The sequence below is a fragment of the Pseudonocardia xishanensis genome (assembly GCF_039541715.1).
In the GTDB taxonomy this organism is placed as follows: domain Bacteria; phylum Actinomycetota; class Actinomycetes; order Mycobacteriales; family Pseudonocardiaceae; genus Pseudonocardia; species Pseudonocardia xishanensis.
The window spans coordinates 1-14,920 of record NZ_BAABGT010000047.1; the positions used below are offsets into that span (position 1 = coordinate 1).

Genomic DNA, 14,920 nt, shown 5'->3' on the forward strand with positions numbered 1-14,920 from the left:
GCTTCGCCCGCCGAAGCCCGAACCGGCTGTGGGTCACCGACATCACCGAGCACCCGACGCGGGAGGGCGAGGTCTACTGCGCGGTGGTGCTCGACGACCGCCGCCCCAACGCCCAGCCGAGCATCTCCACGCCTCCTCCGGCGGCCGCAGCCGCTTGACAACCCCATAGAGACACCCCCCGCATCACACCGCGCTCGGTGATCTCGGCCGTCCACGCGACCAGCGCATCGCGGCGGGCGGGGGCGAGCAGCGCGGCACCGATCCGACGATGATGTCCTCGTCGACCTCGTCGAGCCGCCCGGACAGCACCCGCGACCCGAACTTCAGGATCGCGGCCTGCACCGGGGCGCTGTCGCCGTCGAGCGCGCTGATCTGCTCGGCGCGACGCCGTGCGGTGGCGGTGTCGATGCGGCTGTCGAGCTCCGCGGCCAGCTCGGCGCGGGAGCGGTAGCCGACCCGGCCGGTGGGCGCGGCCGCGGTGACGGCCACGACCGAGATCGCCGGGTCGTCGAGGATTCCCGCGTTGCCGCAGTCGCACAAGCACTTCCACGGCATACCCGCCGCGATCGCGGGGGTGTGCACGGCCTGCTGGACTCCGACCCCGACCGTGGACAGGTGCTCGGTGACGGCGTCGACCAGGTCGTCGCGCACAGTGGCGCCGATGATCACCAGCACCGCGGTGAGCCGGTCGTCGCGCTGGTGCTGGTCGATCACGCGGGCGGCGTGCGTGGCCAGGCCGGTGGTCTGCGCCCCGGTGGGCGGGAGGTCGACTCGCAGGGTGAGCCCCACCCGGCGCCCGGCCAGGGTGATGATCACCAGCGACTCGGTGCGGGTGAACCCGACCAGCGTCGGGATCGAGGCGATGATGCCGTCGCCGCTGGTCAGACGCACGGGCTGCCCGGGAGCGGGCGGGCGGGCGGACTGATACGGGTTGGTCATGGTCAGGCTCCGTTCCGGGCGGGTGTGCTCGCCGGTGCAGCGCCGGGTCCGCAGGGACGTGGCCTCGGCGGTGAAGCGGTTGTGCGGGTACGGATGCCCGCGGTGGTCGAGGGACTTGAGTTGGTCGCAGCCGGTGCAGTGGCCGTATCCGGCAGCGGGCCGGGTGGTCGTCTCGGACATGACGGAACTCCTCGCAGCGAATGGACAGGGCAGCGGTGGGGGAGGGGTGCGGGCCCCGGGGAAGTGGGCGTGGGTCAGTCGCGGGGTCCGCGGAGACGGGCCTGCTCGGCGGCGTGGAGGTGCCACGCCACGAGCGATGCGGTGTAGCGCGGGCTGGGTGAGTAGATGCGGTCCTCGTCGGGGACCGGTCGGCCGTCGATCTGCAGGCGCCAGCCCTGATGGTGGTCACGGGCGGATCGGAACCACCTGACCGCGACGCGGATCCTCGCGAGGGGGACCGCGAGGTCCAGCGTCACCACGCAGAGGTTGATCGGCCCGGCGGTGCAGCCGCGGGGGTCGCGGCAGATGTCCCAGCGGTCGGTGGAGGACCACTCGTGGTCGGAGTAGCGCAGCCGCTCCGGGCGCGCCTGCAGTCGCTGCGCGGTCTCGACGAGCAGGCCGCGGGCGTACTCGTGCGCGCCGTAGCCGCCTGGGCGGCCGCGGTCGCGCGGGATGTCGGTCTCGACCGTGTCGGGCAGCACGTAGCTACGCAGTTAGTCGAAGCGGTCGAAGCTGTTGATCTTGCCTGTCGGGTCGAGCATGTCCGGTGCCTCCCTTCGAGACGAGAGGCGGGCCCCGGTCGGGGCCCGCCTCACGGGGCGGGATCAGAAGCCGGGCTCGTTGAGAGCCCCGGTCAGGTCGGGGGCGATGCGGTCCTGGTTCGCGTCGCGGTCACCGAACTCGCGCCACGCGCTGTCGGGGTTGTGGCCCCACCGACGGGTCGCTGTGGTGGGGGTGGCGGTCGCGGTGCGGAACATCAGGGCCTCCTGGTGGTCGGTGCGGCTGGAACGCGGCTTGCCTCAGCGCGGGCGGCCGGGGTCCCCGCCAGGGGACGGGCAGGGCGGTTCCGGCTGGCCCATGCCGTGTGTGACCGCCTCACCCCGACCGGCGGCCGACATCCCCATCGGCGCGTGGTCTCACCGGGATGGGTCGGTCGGGTTCGTCTGACCGCTCGCCCCGGCCGTCTGTGCTGACCTTCGGGCGGTCCAGTCGCACCGACCACCAGGAGGCGTGTCGGGCGCGACGTGGCCACCATCCCCGCCGCCCCACCCAGGCGCTCACGACCTCGCAACCACAACCGCAACCGGACACTCGCCCGCCGCGGCGATCACCCAGCGAGGCCGGCCGCGGCGAGAGTGAGATGGCCCTTGCACGCCCGCCGGGCATGACGGGGCCGGGACTTCCAGTCCCGGCCCTGTCGCGTGATCAGATGGACGCTTGTACGGCCGGTTGATCGGCGGGCTGCGGCTCCTCGGTGTCATCGACGTCCTCGGTGTTCGGGGATTCCTCGTCGACGTCGTCTTGCGCGGGTGTGCCTTGCGGGGTCTCGGTGTCCGGGTCGATGACGAGTTCCTCGACGTGGGTCGGGGTGTAGCCCCAGAGCTTCAGCGCGCTCAGGTAGTGGCGGCGCGTGAGCCGCGCCGTGCGTGACCCTCGCGCCAGCTGCTGCGGTGCAGGCTGGCCTCCTCGGCGGCGAGTGCGACCGCGAGCATGACCTGGGTGGCCTTGCCCGCCTTCGCGCCGTCCGGCAGCTCGAGCAGCGGGCTGGGCTTGCCCGCGTACCAGCCGCTCGGTACCTCGACACCGAGTAGCTCGCAGGTGAGCCGGTTGCCGCCCTCGAAGGCCTTGCGCAGCTCGTGTCCGCCGGTGCCATGGCTGTGGCGACGAAGAGCGCGGCGTTGTTCGGTGCGGACTTGCGCGCGAGCAGTGACTTGACGAACTCACGTCGTACCGGTCCCGCGGCGTCCCAGGCCTTGTTGCCTTGGACCACGCGTCTGCGTTCGACCCGCGCGGCCTCCTTCTGCGCGGCGATCTCCTCGTCCGTCTCCGTCGCGGCCGCATCGGTGGTGCTCGGACGCCGGTCGTAGTACGGACCGTGGCCGTGGGTCTCGGGGTCCAGGCAATAGGCGATGGTCTCAACCGTCGGCTCGTTGCTCGACCAGTGCCGCTGTACTGCGAGTGCGATTGCGTGACCCGGGCAGTCCTGGTGAGCCTCCGCGCTCAGCCGGGTGTACTGCGGGTCCTCAATGCGCGGCCGCAGCTCGGTCAGCGGTTGAGCCGACCGGTGCACGTCGGTGTCGGCCTCGCCCTCATCGGTGCGCAGCACGGTCAAGCCCTGCTCGCGGGCTTGCGTAGCGGCGTCGGTGAGCAGCTGCCGGTCCTCGTGGTCGTTGCGGGCGCGCTGGGCGGCGTGGGCGAACCGCTGCGGCTCGCGGGCCGCGCACACCGTCAGCGCCTTGACCGCCTCGATGCCCTCGGCGGTGCCGTCGTCGAACTCGGAGATCGCCCTTGCGCACCACGAGGCCCCCGTCGTCGCGTCGGCGCACGGTGATGGGCTCGCGCACCCCTCGGTCGCGGATGTCCGCGACGAAGTGCGGGCTCAGCCGCACCTCGCTGCGGGTGTTGATCCCGACCACCAGCTCGGCCGGGTCCGCCCACATCAGCGTGCCGAGGTCCTCGGCTGCAGCGGCTGCGACGGACTCGTTCGCGGTGTCGGCGCTGGTCGCGTCGGCATCGACGGTGTCCGGGGCTGTCGCGGCAGTGGGCTGCTCAGTGCTGGTGGATTCGGTTGTGCTCACGGCGACCTCCATGAAGGCGAGTCGGTCCCGCGACTTACAAGGGTCGTGGAGTGCGTCCCGGGTGGGACGCACTCGCCGGGGCGCCCCGTCGCCCGGTGGACGGCGGGAGTTCGCGCTGGCCTGGGCGGCGTGGACCCGCCACTGCGCCCCGGGGTTGTGCGGAGGCCTCGCGGGGTTGGTCGTCGGGGCGGGTTCGCCCGTGCCGGGCCGGCGGGGTTCATCGGCGGGCACGAGCGCGGGACGCCAGAGTGCGAGTCCCACGCCGCGGGCCGCTGCTCTTGCGGCCACCGCTGCCCGAGCACCCCCGGGGCGCACGGCAGCGGGCCGATGCACGCATCCGCGGCGCCGGTGGTGGGGCAGGATGCGCACCATGACTGATCTCGGCGATCCGGACAGCTCGTCAGGCAGCGAGTCCGAACAGCTCGACGGTCCTCTCGACCAGGTACCTCAGCAGGCGGCCATCGATGCGGTGCGCGCCGCGCTGCGCCCTGCCGAGAGTCCCGAGCAGATCGCCGAGGTGGCGTAGGCCGTGCGCGCGGTGATCCGGTGGGTCGAGGCCGAGCACGGCATCGACGCTGTACGGGATCTTCTGCTACTCGCCTTCTTCGACCAGGCGGAACTTCTTTCCATCCCGGCCCAGGTCGAGGAACGCGATGCCGAGGATCTCCTCGACGATCTGTCCCACGACATACCGCTCCCACCGCGGCTTTGACCTCGATCCCCGCCCTGCCGGGGAGGGTCAAAGACATCTCCGAGCAGTTCCGCTGCGACTTCGACCAGCACGTCCGGGTCGCGGCTCTTGCCCGGTCCGCCGGCACACCGATTCCCGTACAGCGCGAGCGCTCATGCCCTCCGCAGCAACCCTCGCCGTAGCACTCCTGGCCGTAGCAGCTCTACGGCGCCGCGAACTCGCGGCCGGGGTCACGCCAGCCGCGGACCCAGACCAAGCACGAGAGAGGTGGCCGACCCCATGAGCACCGCGCTGGACCATGAGGTCGCGATCGTCACCGGCGCAGGCAAGGGCCTGGGCCGGGTGACCGCGGAGCGGCTGGGCGGCGAGGGGGCGACCGTCGTCGTCTCCGACATCGATCTCCCGGCGGCGGAGAAGGTCGCCGCGATCCCCGGCGCCACCGCCTTGGCCTGCGGACGTCCGCGAGGAGGAGCAGATCAAGGCACTGGTGGCGCAGACCGTCGAGCGGCACGGCGGGCTCCACGTCAGGTCTCGAACGCCGGCGTCGGGCGGCCCGAGCCGCTGCTGGCGATGGACCGCGGCGCGCCCGAGTGCGCCGCCGCCGCACGTGCGGGTGAACTCGGTGCACCGACCTACATGAAGACGGCCATGGCGGACAACGGAGCCCAGACCGTGGATGCGCTCGGCCCGGCCCTGTCGCCGTTGGGCAGGCTGGCCGACGGCGCGGACGTCGTGAACCTGCTGAACTTCCTGGCGTCGGACGAGGCCGCGTGCATCCCCGGGTCGGAGTACAACCTGGACGGCGGGGACTCCGCCCTGTTGTCTGTCGACTGAGCACGGGTACGGGAGGACGCATGAGCACCGCGACCGTCGTCGGGGCGGGCCCGAACGGGCTCGTCGCCGCGGCTGTACTCGCGCGGGCCGGGGTCGAGGTCACCGTGCTCGAGGCGGGCCCGGAGATCGGCGGGGGGACCCGCACGGTCGAGGGCATCGTCCCCGGACTGGTGATCGACCACTGCTCGGCCGTCCATCCGATGGCGGTCGGCTCCACGGTGCTGCGCGAGCTCGGCCTCGACCGGTACGGGCTCCGCTGGCGGCTGCCCGAGGTCGACTGCGCCCACCCGCTCGACGACGGCGAGGCCGGGGTGCTGTACCGGTCCGTCGAGGACACAGCGGCCGGTCTCGGCGCGGACGGCAGGCTGTGGCGGGCACTGTTCGGGAGCCCGTCCCGGCACTACGACGCGCTCGCCGAGGACGTCCTCGGGCCGCTGCTCGGCGTGCCCCGCCACCCGCTGCTGCTTGCGCGCTTCGGCGCCCCGGCCGTGCTCCCGGCGGACGTCCTGGCAAGGGCCTTCCGCACGGAGCGCGGGCGGGCGTTGTTCCTGGGGACGGCCGCGCACGCCTTCCGCCCACTGAACCGACCGCTGTCCTCGGCGATCGGGATGGGCATCCTGACCGCCGGGCACCGACACGGCTGGGGTGTCGCGGAGGGCGGGTCGCAGGCGATCGCGGACGCCCTGGCCGCTGTCCTGGCCGAGCACGGCGCGAAGATCGAGACCGGCGTCTTGGTCCGGTCGGCGGCGGAGCTCCCGCCGTCGGACGTCACGGTCTGGGACGTCGGCCCGGACCAGCTGCCGTCGCTGCTGGGGGACCGGCTGCCCGGGAGGGTCGCGTGGGCCTACCGGCGCTTCCGCTACGGGCCCGCCGCGTACAAGGTGGACTTCGCGGTGCACGGCGGCGTCCCCTGGGCGGCGGAGCCCGCCCGCCGGGCGGGCACCGTGCACGTCGTCGGGTCGGCGGCGGAGAACGCCCTGGCCGAGCGCGAGGTGCACGCCGGGCGGATGCCCCAGCGACCGTTCGTCCTGGTGGGCCAGCAGTACCTGGCCGACCCGGGGCGTTCGGTGGGGGACGTGCACCCCGTCTACGCCTACGCCCACGTCCCACACGGCTACCCCGGAGACGCCACCGACGTGATCACCGGGCAGATCGAGCGCTTCGCGCCCGGCTTCCGCGACCGCGTCGTCGGCACGCTCGTTACCGACCCGGCCGCCTTCGCGGCCAACCCGAACTTCGTGGGCGGCAACATCCTGACCGGCGCCAAGGACGTCCCACGACTGGTCTTCGGGCCGCGGCCCACGCTGCGCCCGTACGACACCGGGGTCCCCGGGCACTTCCTGTGCTCGGCGGCCACCCCGCCCGGGCCGGGGGCGCACGGCATGTGTGGCGCCTACGCCGCCCGCCGGGCGCTCGCCCACCTGGGCATCGCCGCGCCGTACTGAACCTCCCCCTGTGGTTCCCCCAAGATCGTGGAGGGTTCTTTATGCCGCTTCTCCGGGGAGGGCGGTGTTCTCGTCGTTGATCGGTGAGCCCGGCGGCGGCGCTGTGTCGTCGCCGGTGGTCGTAGAAGCCGTAGCACCAGTCGATCACCACCGCCCGAGCCCTGCTGGTGGTGTCGAAGTCGTTGCGCGACAGCACTCCCCACTCCAGGTCGTAGCCCGACCTGGCGCGTCGTGCTGGGCAGGCGCTGACTCGCGGCCGCTGGCAACAGCTGGGGTCCGGCGTCCAGCAACGCAGGTTCCCGACCCGAGGTCACTGACGGTCAGGCCGCTTGACGACTATAGGAGCATCAACGCCGCGTCGGCGCCGACGCCCCCCGATCACGCCGGCCTGGCAGGTCGGACGGTGCAGGAAGTTGGCAACCGCTGCTTGTCAAAAGTGATAGCTCGACTTGACGCCACCCACTGTTAGTCGCAGACTGCACTCTGTCAAGTCATGCAAGACACGTGCGAGATCGCGCGCTGACCTGGTCAGCGATGAAGGACTCCGATGTGAAGTTGAGACCACTGCTCGCCGGCCTGACGGCAGCGGGCCTGATCTGTGGTGGTGCCGCCGGTACAGCCATGGCCGTCGAATCCCAGACGCCGAAGACCGCGCTCCCGGCCGTCGAGGTGCGAGCCGAACCGGCCACCGCGGCCGGACTGGATCCCTTCACGCCCTCGGCTGCCGGTTCGCCCGCCGAGGTGACGCCGCTCCGCGCCGGTGGTGTGGTCTCGGGGGACACTCCCGGCCTCTACGGCGGCACCCTCCAGAACGCCTGCGACAGCGCGGCGATGGTCGGTTTCCTGCAAGAGAATCCCGACCGCGCCACCGCCTTCGCCGTCTCTGAAGGGATCGCGCCCGAGTCGATCGGGGACTACGTCAAGGGACTGACGCCGGTCACGCTGCGCGCCGACACGTCCGTGACGAACCACGGATTCGCCGACGGTCGCGCCACCGCGTTCCCGGCTGTGCTACAGATGGGCACTGCGGTGCTCGTCGACGAGCTCGGCGTGCCCCAGGTCCGCTGCTACTGCGGGAACCCCCTCGACGAGGGCTCCGACGAACCGGCCACCTATACGGGCCCGACGTGGGAGGGCCTCTCCGAGGACCAGGTCAGCGTCATCACCCCTGCGGCGGCCCCGGTCGAGGGCTTCGTCCTGGAGACCTCGAGCGGGACGTTCACGCGACCGCTGGGTACTCACGGCGACAAGGACACCGACGCACCCGCCGGCACCACGACCGGTACTACCGACGGCACCACGGCCGGTACAACGTCCGGGACGACGGCGGGCACCACGGTCGGTACGACGGCCGGCACGACCGACGGCACAACGGCTGGCACCACTGCTGGCACCACGGCCGGGACGACCGCCGGTACGACGGCCGGGACGACAGCCGGCACGACCGACGGCACAACGGCTGGCACCACGGCCGGGACGACCGCCGGTACGACGGCCGGGACGACGGCCGGGACGACAGCCGGCACGACCGACGGCACAACGGCTGGCACCACTGCTGGCACCACTGCTGGCACCACGGCCGGGACGACCGCCGGTACGACCGACGGCACAACGGCCGGCACCACTACCGGTACGACAGCCGGCACAACGGCCGGCACCACGACCGGTACGACAGCCGGCACGACCGACGGCACAACAGCCGGTACGACAGCTGGGACGACCGGCACGACTGCCGGCACAACCGACGGGACCACCGGAACGACTAACGGCACGACTGCAGGCACAACCGACGGGACCACCACCGGTACGACCGACGGCACAACGGCCGGCACCACGACCGGTACGACAGCGGGGACAACCGGCACGACTGCCGGCACAACCGACGGGACCACCGGAACGACTGACGGGACCACCGACGGGACGACTGGGACAACCGGCACGACCGACCCAGATCCGCCCTACATCGCTTGTGTCGTGAGCGACGGTGTGACCCAGGATGCGACGACGGTGACCGGTACGTCCGGTAACGACACCATCGACTGCACCAATGCGACCTTCGGTAAGACGATCACGGGCGGGGAGGGCAACGACACCATCACCGGAACGATGTACGCCGACAGCATCGACGGCGGGGAGGGCAACAACACCATCACCGGCGGGCCGGGGGCCGACATCCTGGCCGCTGGCGGCGGTAACAACACCATCACCGGCTCCGAGGGCGACGACGTCCTGACCGCCGGCAACGGCGACAACATCCTCACCGGTAGTGCAGGCTTCGACACCATCGTGGCCGGTACGGGTGCGAACACCATCGATTACGGGGACCAGACCCCCACTCCGGATCCGATCCTTCTGGCTCCTGGAGCGAGTCAGCGCACAACGCCGTCGTTGGAAGGAGGAGTGACTGCGCCGGACGCGGATGAACCGATCGTGCCGAGCACGGACGTGCCGACTGCGCCGAGCACGGACGAGCCGGTCGTCCCGAGCACGGACGTGCCGACTGCGCCGAGCACGGACGGGCCGACTGCGCCGGGCACGGACGGGCCGACTGCGCCGGGCACGGACGGGCCGACTGCGCCGGGCACGGACGTGCCGACTGCGCCGAGCACGGATGAGCCGGTGGTCCCGAGCACGGACGTGCCGACTGCGCCGAGCTCCGACGAGTCGACGGGACCGGCGGTGGACGAGCCGATCGTCCCGACTACGGATGAGTCGATTGCGCCGAGCTCCGACGAGCCGGCCGCGTCGGGCACGGATGAGTCGAGTGCCTCGGGCTCCAACGAGTCGACGGGGCCGGTCGTGGACGAGCCGATCGTCCCGACTACGGATGAGTCGACTGCGCCGAGCACGGCCGACGCCCCGGTGCCGACCGAGCCGGAGCTCTCGGTGCCCTAAGGCACCGCCGTGAACCGGGTGGCTCCAACCTCTCGATCGAGGGGTTGGAGCTGGTCGCCGTGACGTACGCCCATCGGCGTCGAGACGAATGGAAGGTGGACGTGAGCGTGGATTCGACGGAGGCCAGGCAACCCGACGCGCCGGCAGCGCACGAGCGCCGCCACGAAGGCTCGGTCCGCCGAATTGTTGTCACGGTGTTTCTCGTCGCCTCCCTCTCCGCGATCTTCGTACAGAACATGCCGACCTCGGTGATCAAGGCGGGCCTGATCGTCGCGGCCCAGCCGTACCTGAATCTGACCGGACTCGACCAGGGCTGGTCGATCTTCTCGCCGAATCCGCGCCAGCAGTCGGTCTTCGTCCTGGCTCGCATCGAGCGGGCCGACGGGTCGGTGGAGCTTCGTCCGGTCCCGACCGGCATCGGGCTGTCGGAGTACTGGGGCTACCGGTGGCAGAAGTACGGAGAGTCTCTGGCCAGCCCGACCGAGGGCCGCCCGCTCTGGAGGCCCTACGCCGAGTGGCTCGTCGAACAGGACCGGCAGGCGGGGGGCAAGCCCGTCCGGGTGACCCTCCTACGGCGGGTGTCGAACAACCCACCACCTGGTCCGTGGGCTGACGCACTGCCCTACGTCGAGCAGCCCTTCTACACCGTGCCGGTGCTCGACCGATGAGGGCGGCATTCGGCGGGATACGGCGGGGATGGACCACGTTCTGGTTCCGCCCCGAACCGACCTCCACCATCGCGGTCGTCCGGATCGTGTTCGGGTTCGTGGCGACTCTGTGGACGTTGTCGCAGGCGGTGAACCTGCTGACGTTCTACGGACCGGACGGCGTGTTCCCGGTAGTGCCGGTGCCAGGCGTCGGGGCCTGGACACTGCTGAGCATCTCCACCAGCGCCCCCGTGGTCATCGGGCTCTGGGTGGTGACGCTGTTCGGCGCGGTCGGCGTCATGATCGGGTTTCGGACCAGGCTGGCGACGGTGCTGCTGTTGGTCGGAGTGCTCTCGTTCGAACGCCGCAATCCGATGATCCTCAACGCCGGGGACGTCCTACTTCGCAATCTTGCGTTCTATTTCATCTTCGCGCCCGCCGGTGCGGCCCTGTCGGTGGATCGGTGGCGCCGCGCCCGCGATCGGTTCTGGGAGTTCCCCTTACGGGCGCCCTGGGCCCTCCGGCTGATGCAGATCCAGCTCAGCGTCATCTACCTCAGCACGGTGTGGGGCAAGCTGCAGGGCGACCTGTGGCGCAACGGAACCGCGGTCTCCTACGCACTCCGCGTGGCCGACATACTACGGTTCCCCACACCGAGCTTCCTCACCGAGTCCGTCGTCCTGGTCGAGATCATGACCTTCGGCACCTTGGGCCTCGAGCTGGCACTCGCCATCTTCGTGTGGAACCGCACTCTGCGTCCCTGGATCCTCGCCCTCGGGGTACTGCTCCACCTGTCCATCGACTTCTCGATCATGGTCGGGTTCTTCACCCTGTTGATGCTCACCACTTATCTGACATTTCTCCCGCCGGAGAGCGCATGCCGCCTCGTCCGCTCCGCGCGCCAACGGCTCGGCCGCTGGAAGGCTCGGCGACGACCGCCGGTCGCTCCGCCACCGGAGTCGCCGAGCGGCGTGCCGGCGGCCAACTCCCGGCCGGATCCACACAGGCGACCGCACCGGGTACGTCGGCCGTCGAAGCGGGTGCACACAGGCCGGCGATGACGGCCTGGCCCCGCGGCCCCGCCGGGGTCGTTCGGTCTCTGACAACGGGACACGCCTGCGAGGCGATGCTCGGTCGCTGCTCATCGTCGAGGCGGGAACCCGCATCGGGTCGGCACCCACCGGTGAGGGTCGCATCGTCGCGCCGCACCACCAGCGCTGGACGGTCGGTGTAGAGCGCCTCGATTCCGGCTGCGATGCGAGGGGCGCGGCGAATGGCCTCGGCCAGTCCGGACCCGCTCACGGGCGTCGTCACGGCGTCGCGGCGGACTCATGTGCTGCCGCCCGACCTCGGACCGCAGATCCGGAGGTAGTCGCGGACCAGGCGCGGAGCAGCCAGGACGCCGGAGCGCTTGAGCTCGAACCATCCCGTCCACAGCCCGACGAGAGTCGGACGCGCGCAGGGCCCGGTGTCGGTGTCCTGGGCACGGTTCCGGCCGTCAACGTCTCCGGCTGCCGCCTCCGGGGTCGCGAACTGCGAACACAAGGGGCAGCGGTGGAACCCCGGCGAGAGGAACACCGACTCGCGACGGCGAACGGCCCTGCGGTCCGGCCCTGTCCTCGGCGGGATACCTCAGCCGTGGATCAGGTGCAGGTTGGGTGTCGGTATCGCATGTCGACCGGCATCCGGACCGTTGTGCAGGATCCTGAGCACGTCCTGCATCGCCCACATCTGATCCTCCGGGGGGCTGTGCATGTCGATGTAGAGCACCGGCTGGGGACCGCGGGTGTCGAGCCGGGCCACTGCATCCCGCATCGGGATCTCCATGACGTGCAGCAGGCCGAGCAAGCGGACCCGCAGGGCGTAGGTGACGGCCCGGGCGTCGTCCGCCATCGTTGTGTCCGCAGCCATGCGGTGTCGGCGAACCTGCACCCGCCACCCTCTTCCCCGCTCGCGTGGAACGCTGGCTGCTCCGCGGGTTCTGGACGGATCGTCAGCTCTGTCGGCGTCAACCCAAGGAGGGCAAAATGACCGCATCGCTACTTTCACTATCGCGCGCAGGGGCGTCGGCGTTGCCTCGAGCACGGCAGTTGCACCTGTTCAGATCAACGATGCCGATCGGCGGCAACTGTCGGTGACGGTTGATCAAGCCCGTTCGTGCTGGGCTGGGCCGTCCGGGCCCTGGCGTGAGGGCGCTGCGGCTTTGGGCCACTCGAGCGCGAGGCCGCGTAGGTGATCGTGCTGCGGGGCCGGGCTCCGCTCGGCCGCGTCGGCGACGGCCGCGCGAATCGTCGCCAGAATGGCGTCGCGGGTCCGGTCGGAGAGCTGTTCGGTGCCGGCGGGGAGGAGGCGAGACAGTTCGGAGTCCCGGGTCCGCGCGTCCAGGCCCACGCTGCGTGCCGCGGCGAGGACGACCGTCGTGACGTCGACCTCCAGGACCTGCGCGATGACGACCAGTGAGGCCGGGTCCGGAAACCTGCGCTGAGACGCTCCTGCGCCCAGCTGCTGCCATCGGCCCCGGCTGAGCGCCCGGTCGGATCGGCGTTCGAGGTCGGTGTAGGACCAACCATGCTCTTCCATGCGGGCACGGAGGAGCTGCTGCAGGGTCGGCGCGGGGTAGCCGGGTCCTTGCGGTTCGGTCACGGATCAGCCTCGTTCATTCTGTGCACGTGCGCGCAGCCCGCCGGCCTGCGTCGCGGTCCTGGGTCAGGCTCCGCGGCCCGTCACCGCGGCGTGGGCGCTGGTCGCGTTCGTCAATGGGCTCACTGCTGCTTGACACGGGCAACGGCAAGGGTCAGTCTATGCTCTGTCAAGCAGCACGTGATGACTGATAACCAGTCGGTGGACGCTACCGGTCCGGAACCTGCGCCGGTGACCGCCGAACGGCCTTTGCGTGCATCTGCGTCGTGCTTCGGAGCTGACCGCAGCGCGATCCACTGTCCGTCGCCCGAGACCCTCACGGGTTGCCCGCCGTGTCCCCGCGGGACGAGTTCTCCGATCCCTGACGGCTGTCGACCTGTCCAACAGCCCTGTTCACCCCGCCGACGGCCATCGTCGCGGCGATTCCCGCGGTCCGGATGGACTGCTCCGCTCTGTCGAGGACGAAGAGGATCTCTCCATGACCGGCGTCGAACACCGGCAGTCCGAGATCGTCGACGAGGAGGTCGCCGCCGACGACCTGCTGATCGACGCCATCTCCCGTACCGCCCCCCACGGCGTCCCACCTACGGACGACCGCGCGGGAGGACTCCTCTCGCTGCTCCTCATGGCCTGGCGACGACAAGAACTCGACCACCGCGCAACGGTCGGGGATCAACACGACAACGTCGTCGAACTGGCGTCGCGGCGGCACCGGAGACGGGGCACTCCGCGGTACCGCCGCCCGTAGCAGCCGAGGCCCCGGTCGTATCACTGCTCCACGCCCGTGATCGCGGAGGTCATGAGGCCTCTGTGGTGGGAACGGTCGAGTGGCGGCCCGGGTCGACCGTCGTGAGACGGCCGGCACGACACTTGTACTTCGTGGGGATCGACTGGGCCGCGACAACCCACACCCGGTATGCCAGCTGGACCGGAGCGGCCGACCCAGGGCCGTCTTCACCGACGAGGCACACCGCGGCCGGGTCCACAGACCGCAGCGGGCGCACAGGGCAGCGCGAGACGGCCCACCGCGATTGAATGAGGGCTGATCAGCAGGACCGTCTTACCTCCGCCGTCGAGAGGCGGCCCTGCAGCGGAAGCAGGCACTGGGTCAGATAGGCGGCGCTGGCCGAGGGGGCGTCGACCAGCCCGCTCCCAGGGTTCTGGGCGGGCCGGCGAGGTTCGGCGTCGATCGGTGGTCGCCGGCGGTACGGTCGTTCCCCGCGCCGTGCGGGACGGGGCAGGGCTCGCCGGAGGCGATCGCGCAGCGGCCGTAGCGCAGCGGAGGGCCTTGCCCGGCCCGTGTACGAGGCGCGGGAGGGTCCCGCTGTCGGCGTCCGCGATCGGATGCCGCGCCTGTCCCGTGAGCACAGGGGCCCGGGATGTGGAGCGAGGTCGCGGAGTTGTCCACAGATCGCTGGGCGACGGCCGATCCGACGTCTGAGGGGTCATGGTCGGGCTCATGCAGACAACGGACTCGTCGTGCATGGCGCCTCTGACCGACCGATCGCAGACCTGTCTCGCGTTGGCCGCCGCCGCACGGCTCGCGTCGGACTTCGCTCGCGGGATGGTGCCCGGCACGGCGACGACGATGCCGGGCGTCATCGTCGGCGATGCGCTGCAGTTGATGGCCCTCGCCCGCGAGGTCCTTCACCGCGCGATCACCCTCGAGCTCGCCGCCGGCACCACCTGGGGCGACCTGGAAACCGAGTTCGGGGACGAGACCGTCCGGACCGAGTGGGCCGCGAGCCGCGCCCAGCCCGAGTCGGCGGCCGCGGCCGCCGCGGTACGGGCGCTGCTCGTTGGGGGCGATCCGGCGGCGGAGGCGCTGGCTCGTGCCGCCCAGCTCGATGAGTGGAGCTGCCGCCACCGAGAGGACGGCGACCTCGACGACGGCGTCTGCCCGGTGACGTCGAGCTTGGAGCGGATGGACACCACCGCAGAACTCGCTCACCTCGCCCGGCTGGAGGGCCGCCTAGGGCATGTCTCCCAAAGCCTGTAACCAGGTGACTATGGCTTTGAGGACCGCGCCGC

Annotated in this window: 15 protein-coding genes; 9 read left to right on the plus strand and 6 right to left on the minus strand. The window is 71.2% G+C overall.

Going from position 1 to position 14,920, the window contains the following annotated elements; translation table 11 throughout:
• Positions 1-183 precede the first annotated feature (183 nt).
• From ABD993_RS18520 to ABD993_RS18530, 3 genes are all read right to left on the minus strand, one after another.
• On the minus strand, positions 184-1,119 hold the full coding sequence (locus ABD993_RS18520; protein WP_345419676.1) for a DUF4192 domain-containing protein: 936 nt from the start codon (positions 1,117-1,119) through the stop codon (positions 184-186).
• A 74-nt stretch (positions 1,120-1,193) separates the two neighbouring features.
• Positions 1,194-1,640, minus strand: coding sequence for a hypothetical protein (locus ABD993_RS18525; protein WP_345419678.1), 447 nt, complete (start codon positions 1,638-1,640; stop codon positions 1,194-1,196).
• A gap of 123 nt (positions 1,641-1,763) precedes the next feature.
• Positions 1,764-1,916: a hypothetical protein gene (locus ABD993_RS18530; protein ID WP_345419681.1), complete on the minus strand. Its 153-nt coding sequence runs from the start codon at positions 1,914-1,916 to the stop codon at positions 1,764-1,766.
• 1,229 nt (positions 1,917-3,145) lie between these two features.
• Between ABD993_RS18530 and ABD993_RS18535 the strand changes: the two genes are divergently transcribed.
• From ABD993_RS18535 to ABD993_RS18570, 8 genes are all read left to right on the plus strand, one after another.
• The gene (locus ABD993_RS18535) at positions 3,146-3,490 is read left to right on the plus strand and encodes a hypothetical protein (protein ID WP_345419683.1); all 345 of its coding nucleotides are present in this window, start codon (positions 3,146-3,148) and stop codon (positions 3,488-3,490) included.
• A gap of 617 nt (positions 3,491-4,107) precedes the next feature.
• On the plus strand, positions 4,108-4,263 hold the full coding sequence (locus ABD993_RS18540) for a hypothetical protein (RefSeq protein WP_345419686.1): 156 nt from the start codon (positions 4,108-4,110) through the stop codon (positions 4,261-4,263).
• A gap of 3 nt (positions 4,264-4,266) precedes the next feature.
• Positions 4,267-4,449, plus strand: coding sequence for a hypothetical protein (locus ABD993_RS18545; RefSeq protein ID WP_345419689.1), 183 nt, complete (start codon positions 4,267-4,269; stop codon positions 4,447-4,449).
• A 258-nt stretch (positions 4,450-4,707) separates the two neighbouring features.
• Positions 4,708-5,262 carry an SDR family oxidoreductase gene (locus tag ABD993_RS18550; protein WP_345419692.1) on the plus strand — a complete coding sequence of 185 codons (555 nt, stop codon included), beginning with the start codon at positions 4,708-4,710 and terminating at the stop codon, positions 5,260-5,262.
• 20 nt (positions 5,263-5,282) lie between these two features.
• Positions 5,283-6,707 carry a phytoene desaturase family protein gene (locus ABD993_RS18555; RefSeq protein WP_345419695.1) on the plus strand — a complete coding sequence of 475 codons (1,425 nt, stop codon included), beginning with the start codon at positions 5,283-5,285 and terminating at the stop codon, positions 6,705-6,707.
• A 534-nt stretch (positions 6,708-7,241) separates the two neighbouring features.
• A complete protein-coding gene (locus tag ABD993_RS18560) occupies positions 7,242-9,602 on the plus strand; it encodes a DUF6777 domain-containing protein (protein ID WP_345419698.1) in 2,361 nt (786 codons plus the stop codon).
• A gap of 44 nt (positions 9,603-9,646) precedes the next feature.
• The gene (locus tag ABD993_RS18565; protein ID WP_345419701.1) at positions 9,647-10,270 is read left to right on the plus strand and encodes a hypothetical protein; all 624 of its coding nucleotides are present in this window, start codon (positions 9,647-9,649) and stop codon (positions 10,268-10,270) included.
• Positions 10,267-11,310, plus strand: a complete 1,044-nt coding sequence (locus ABD993_RS18570) for an HTTM domain-containing protein (RefSeq protein ID WP_345419704.1) — start codon at positions 10,267-10,269, stop codon at positions 11,308-11,310. Before ABD993_RS18565 ends, ABD993_RS18570 begins: the two co-directional genes overlap by 4 nt.
• 571 nt (positions 11,311-11,881) lie before the next feature.
• On the opposite strand, the gene ABD993_RS18575 is transcribed toward ABD993_RS18570, so the two are convergent.
• The 3 genes from ABD993_RS18575 to ABD993_RS18585 form a co-directional block, all read right to left on the minus strand.
• Positions 11,882-12,160: a hypothetical protein gene (locus tag ABD993_RS18575; protein WP_345419707.1), complete on the minus strand. Its 279-nt coding sequence runs from the start codon at positions 12,158-12,160 to the stop codon at positions 11,882-11,884.
• 234 nt (positions 12,161-12,394) lie between these two features.
• A complete protein-coding gene (locus ABD993_RS18580; RefSeq protein ID WP_345419710.1) occupies positions 12,395-12,892 on the minus strand; it encodes a hypothetical protein in 498 nt (165 codons plus the stop codon).
• 313 nt (positions 12,893-13,205) lie between these two features.
• Positions 13,206-13,544, minus strand: coding sequence for a hypothetical protein (locus ABD993_RS18585; protein WP_345419713.1), 339 nt, complete (start codon positions 13,542-13,544; stop codon positions 13,206-13,208).
• Between the two features lie 792 nt (positions 13,545-14,336).
• Here ABD993_RS18585 and ABD993_RS18590 point away from each other — a divergent pair.
• The gene (locus ABD993_RS18590) at positions 14,337-14,888 is read left to right on the plus strand and encodes a hypothetical protein (protein WP_345419716.1); all 552 of its coding nucleotides are present in this window, start codon (positions 14,337-14,339) and stop codon (positions 14,886-14,888) included.
• The last annotated feature ends 32 nt before the right edge of the window (positions 14,889-14,920 follow it).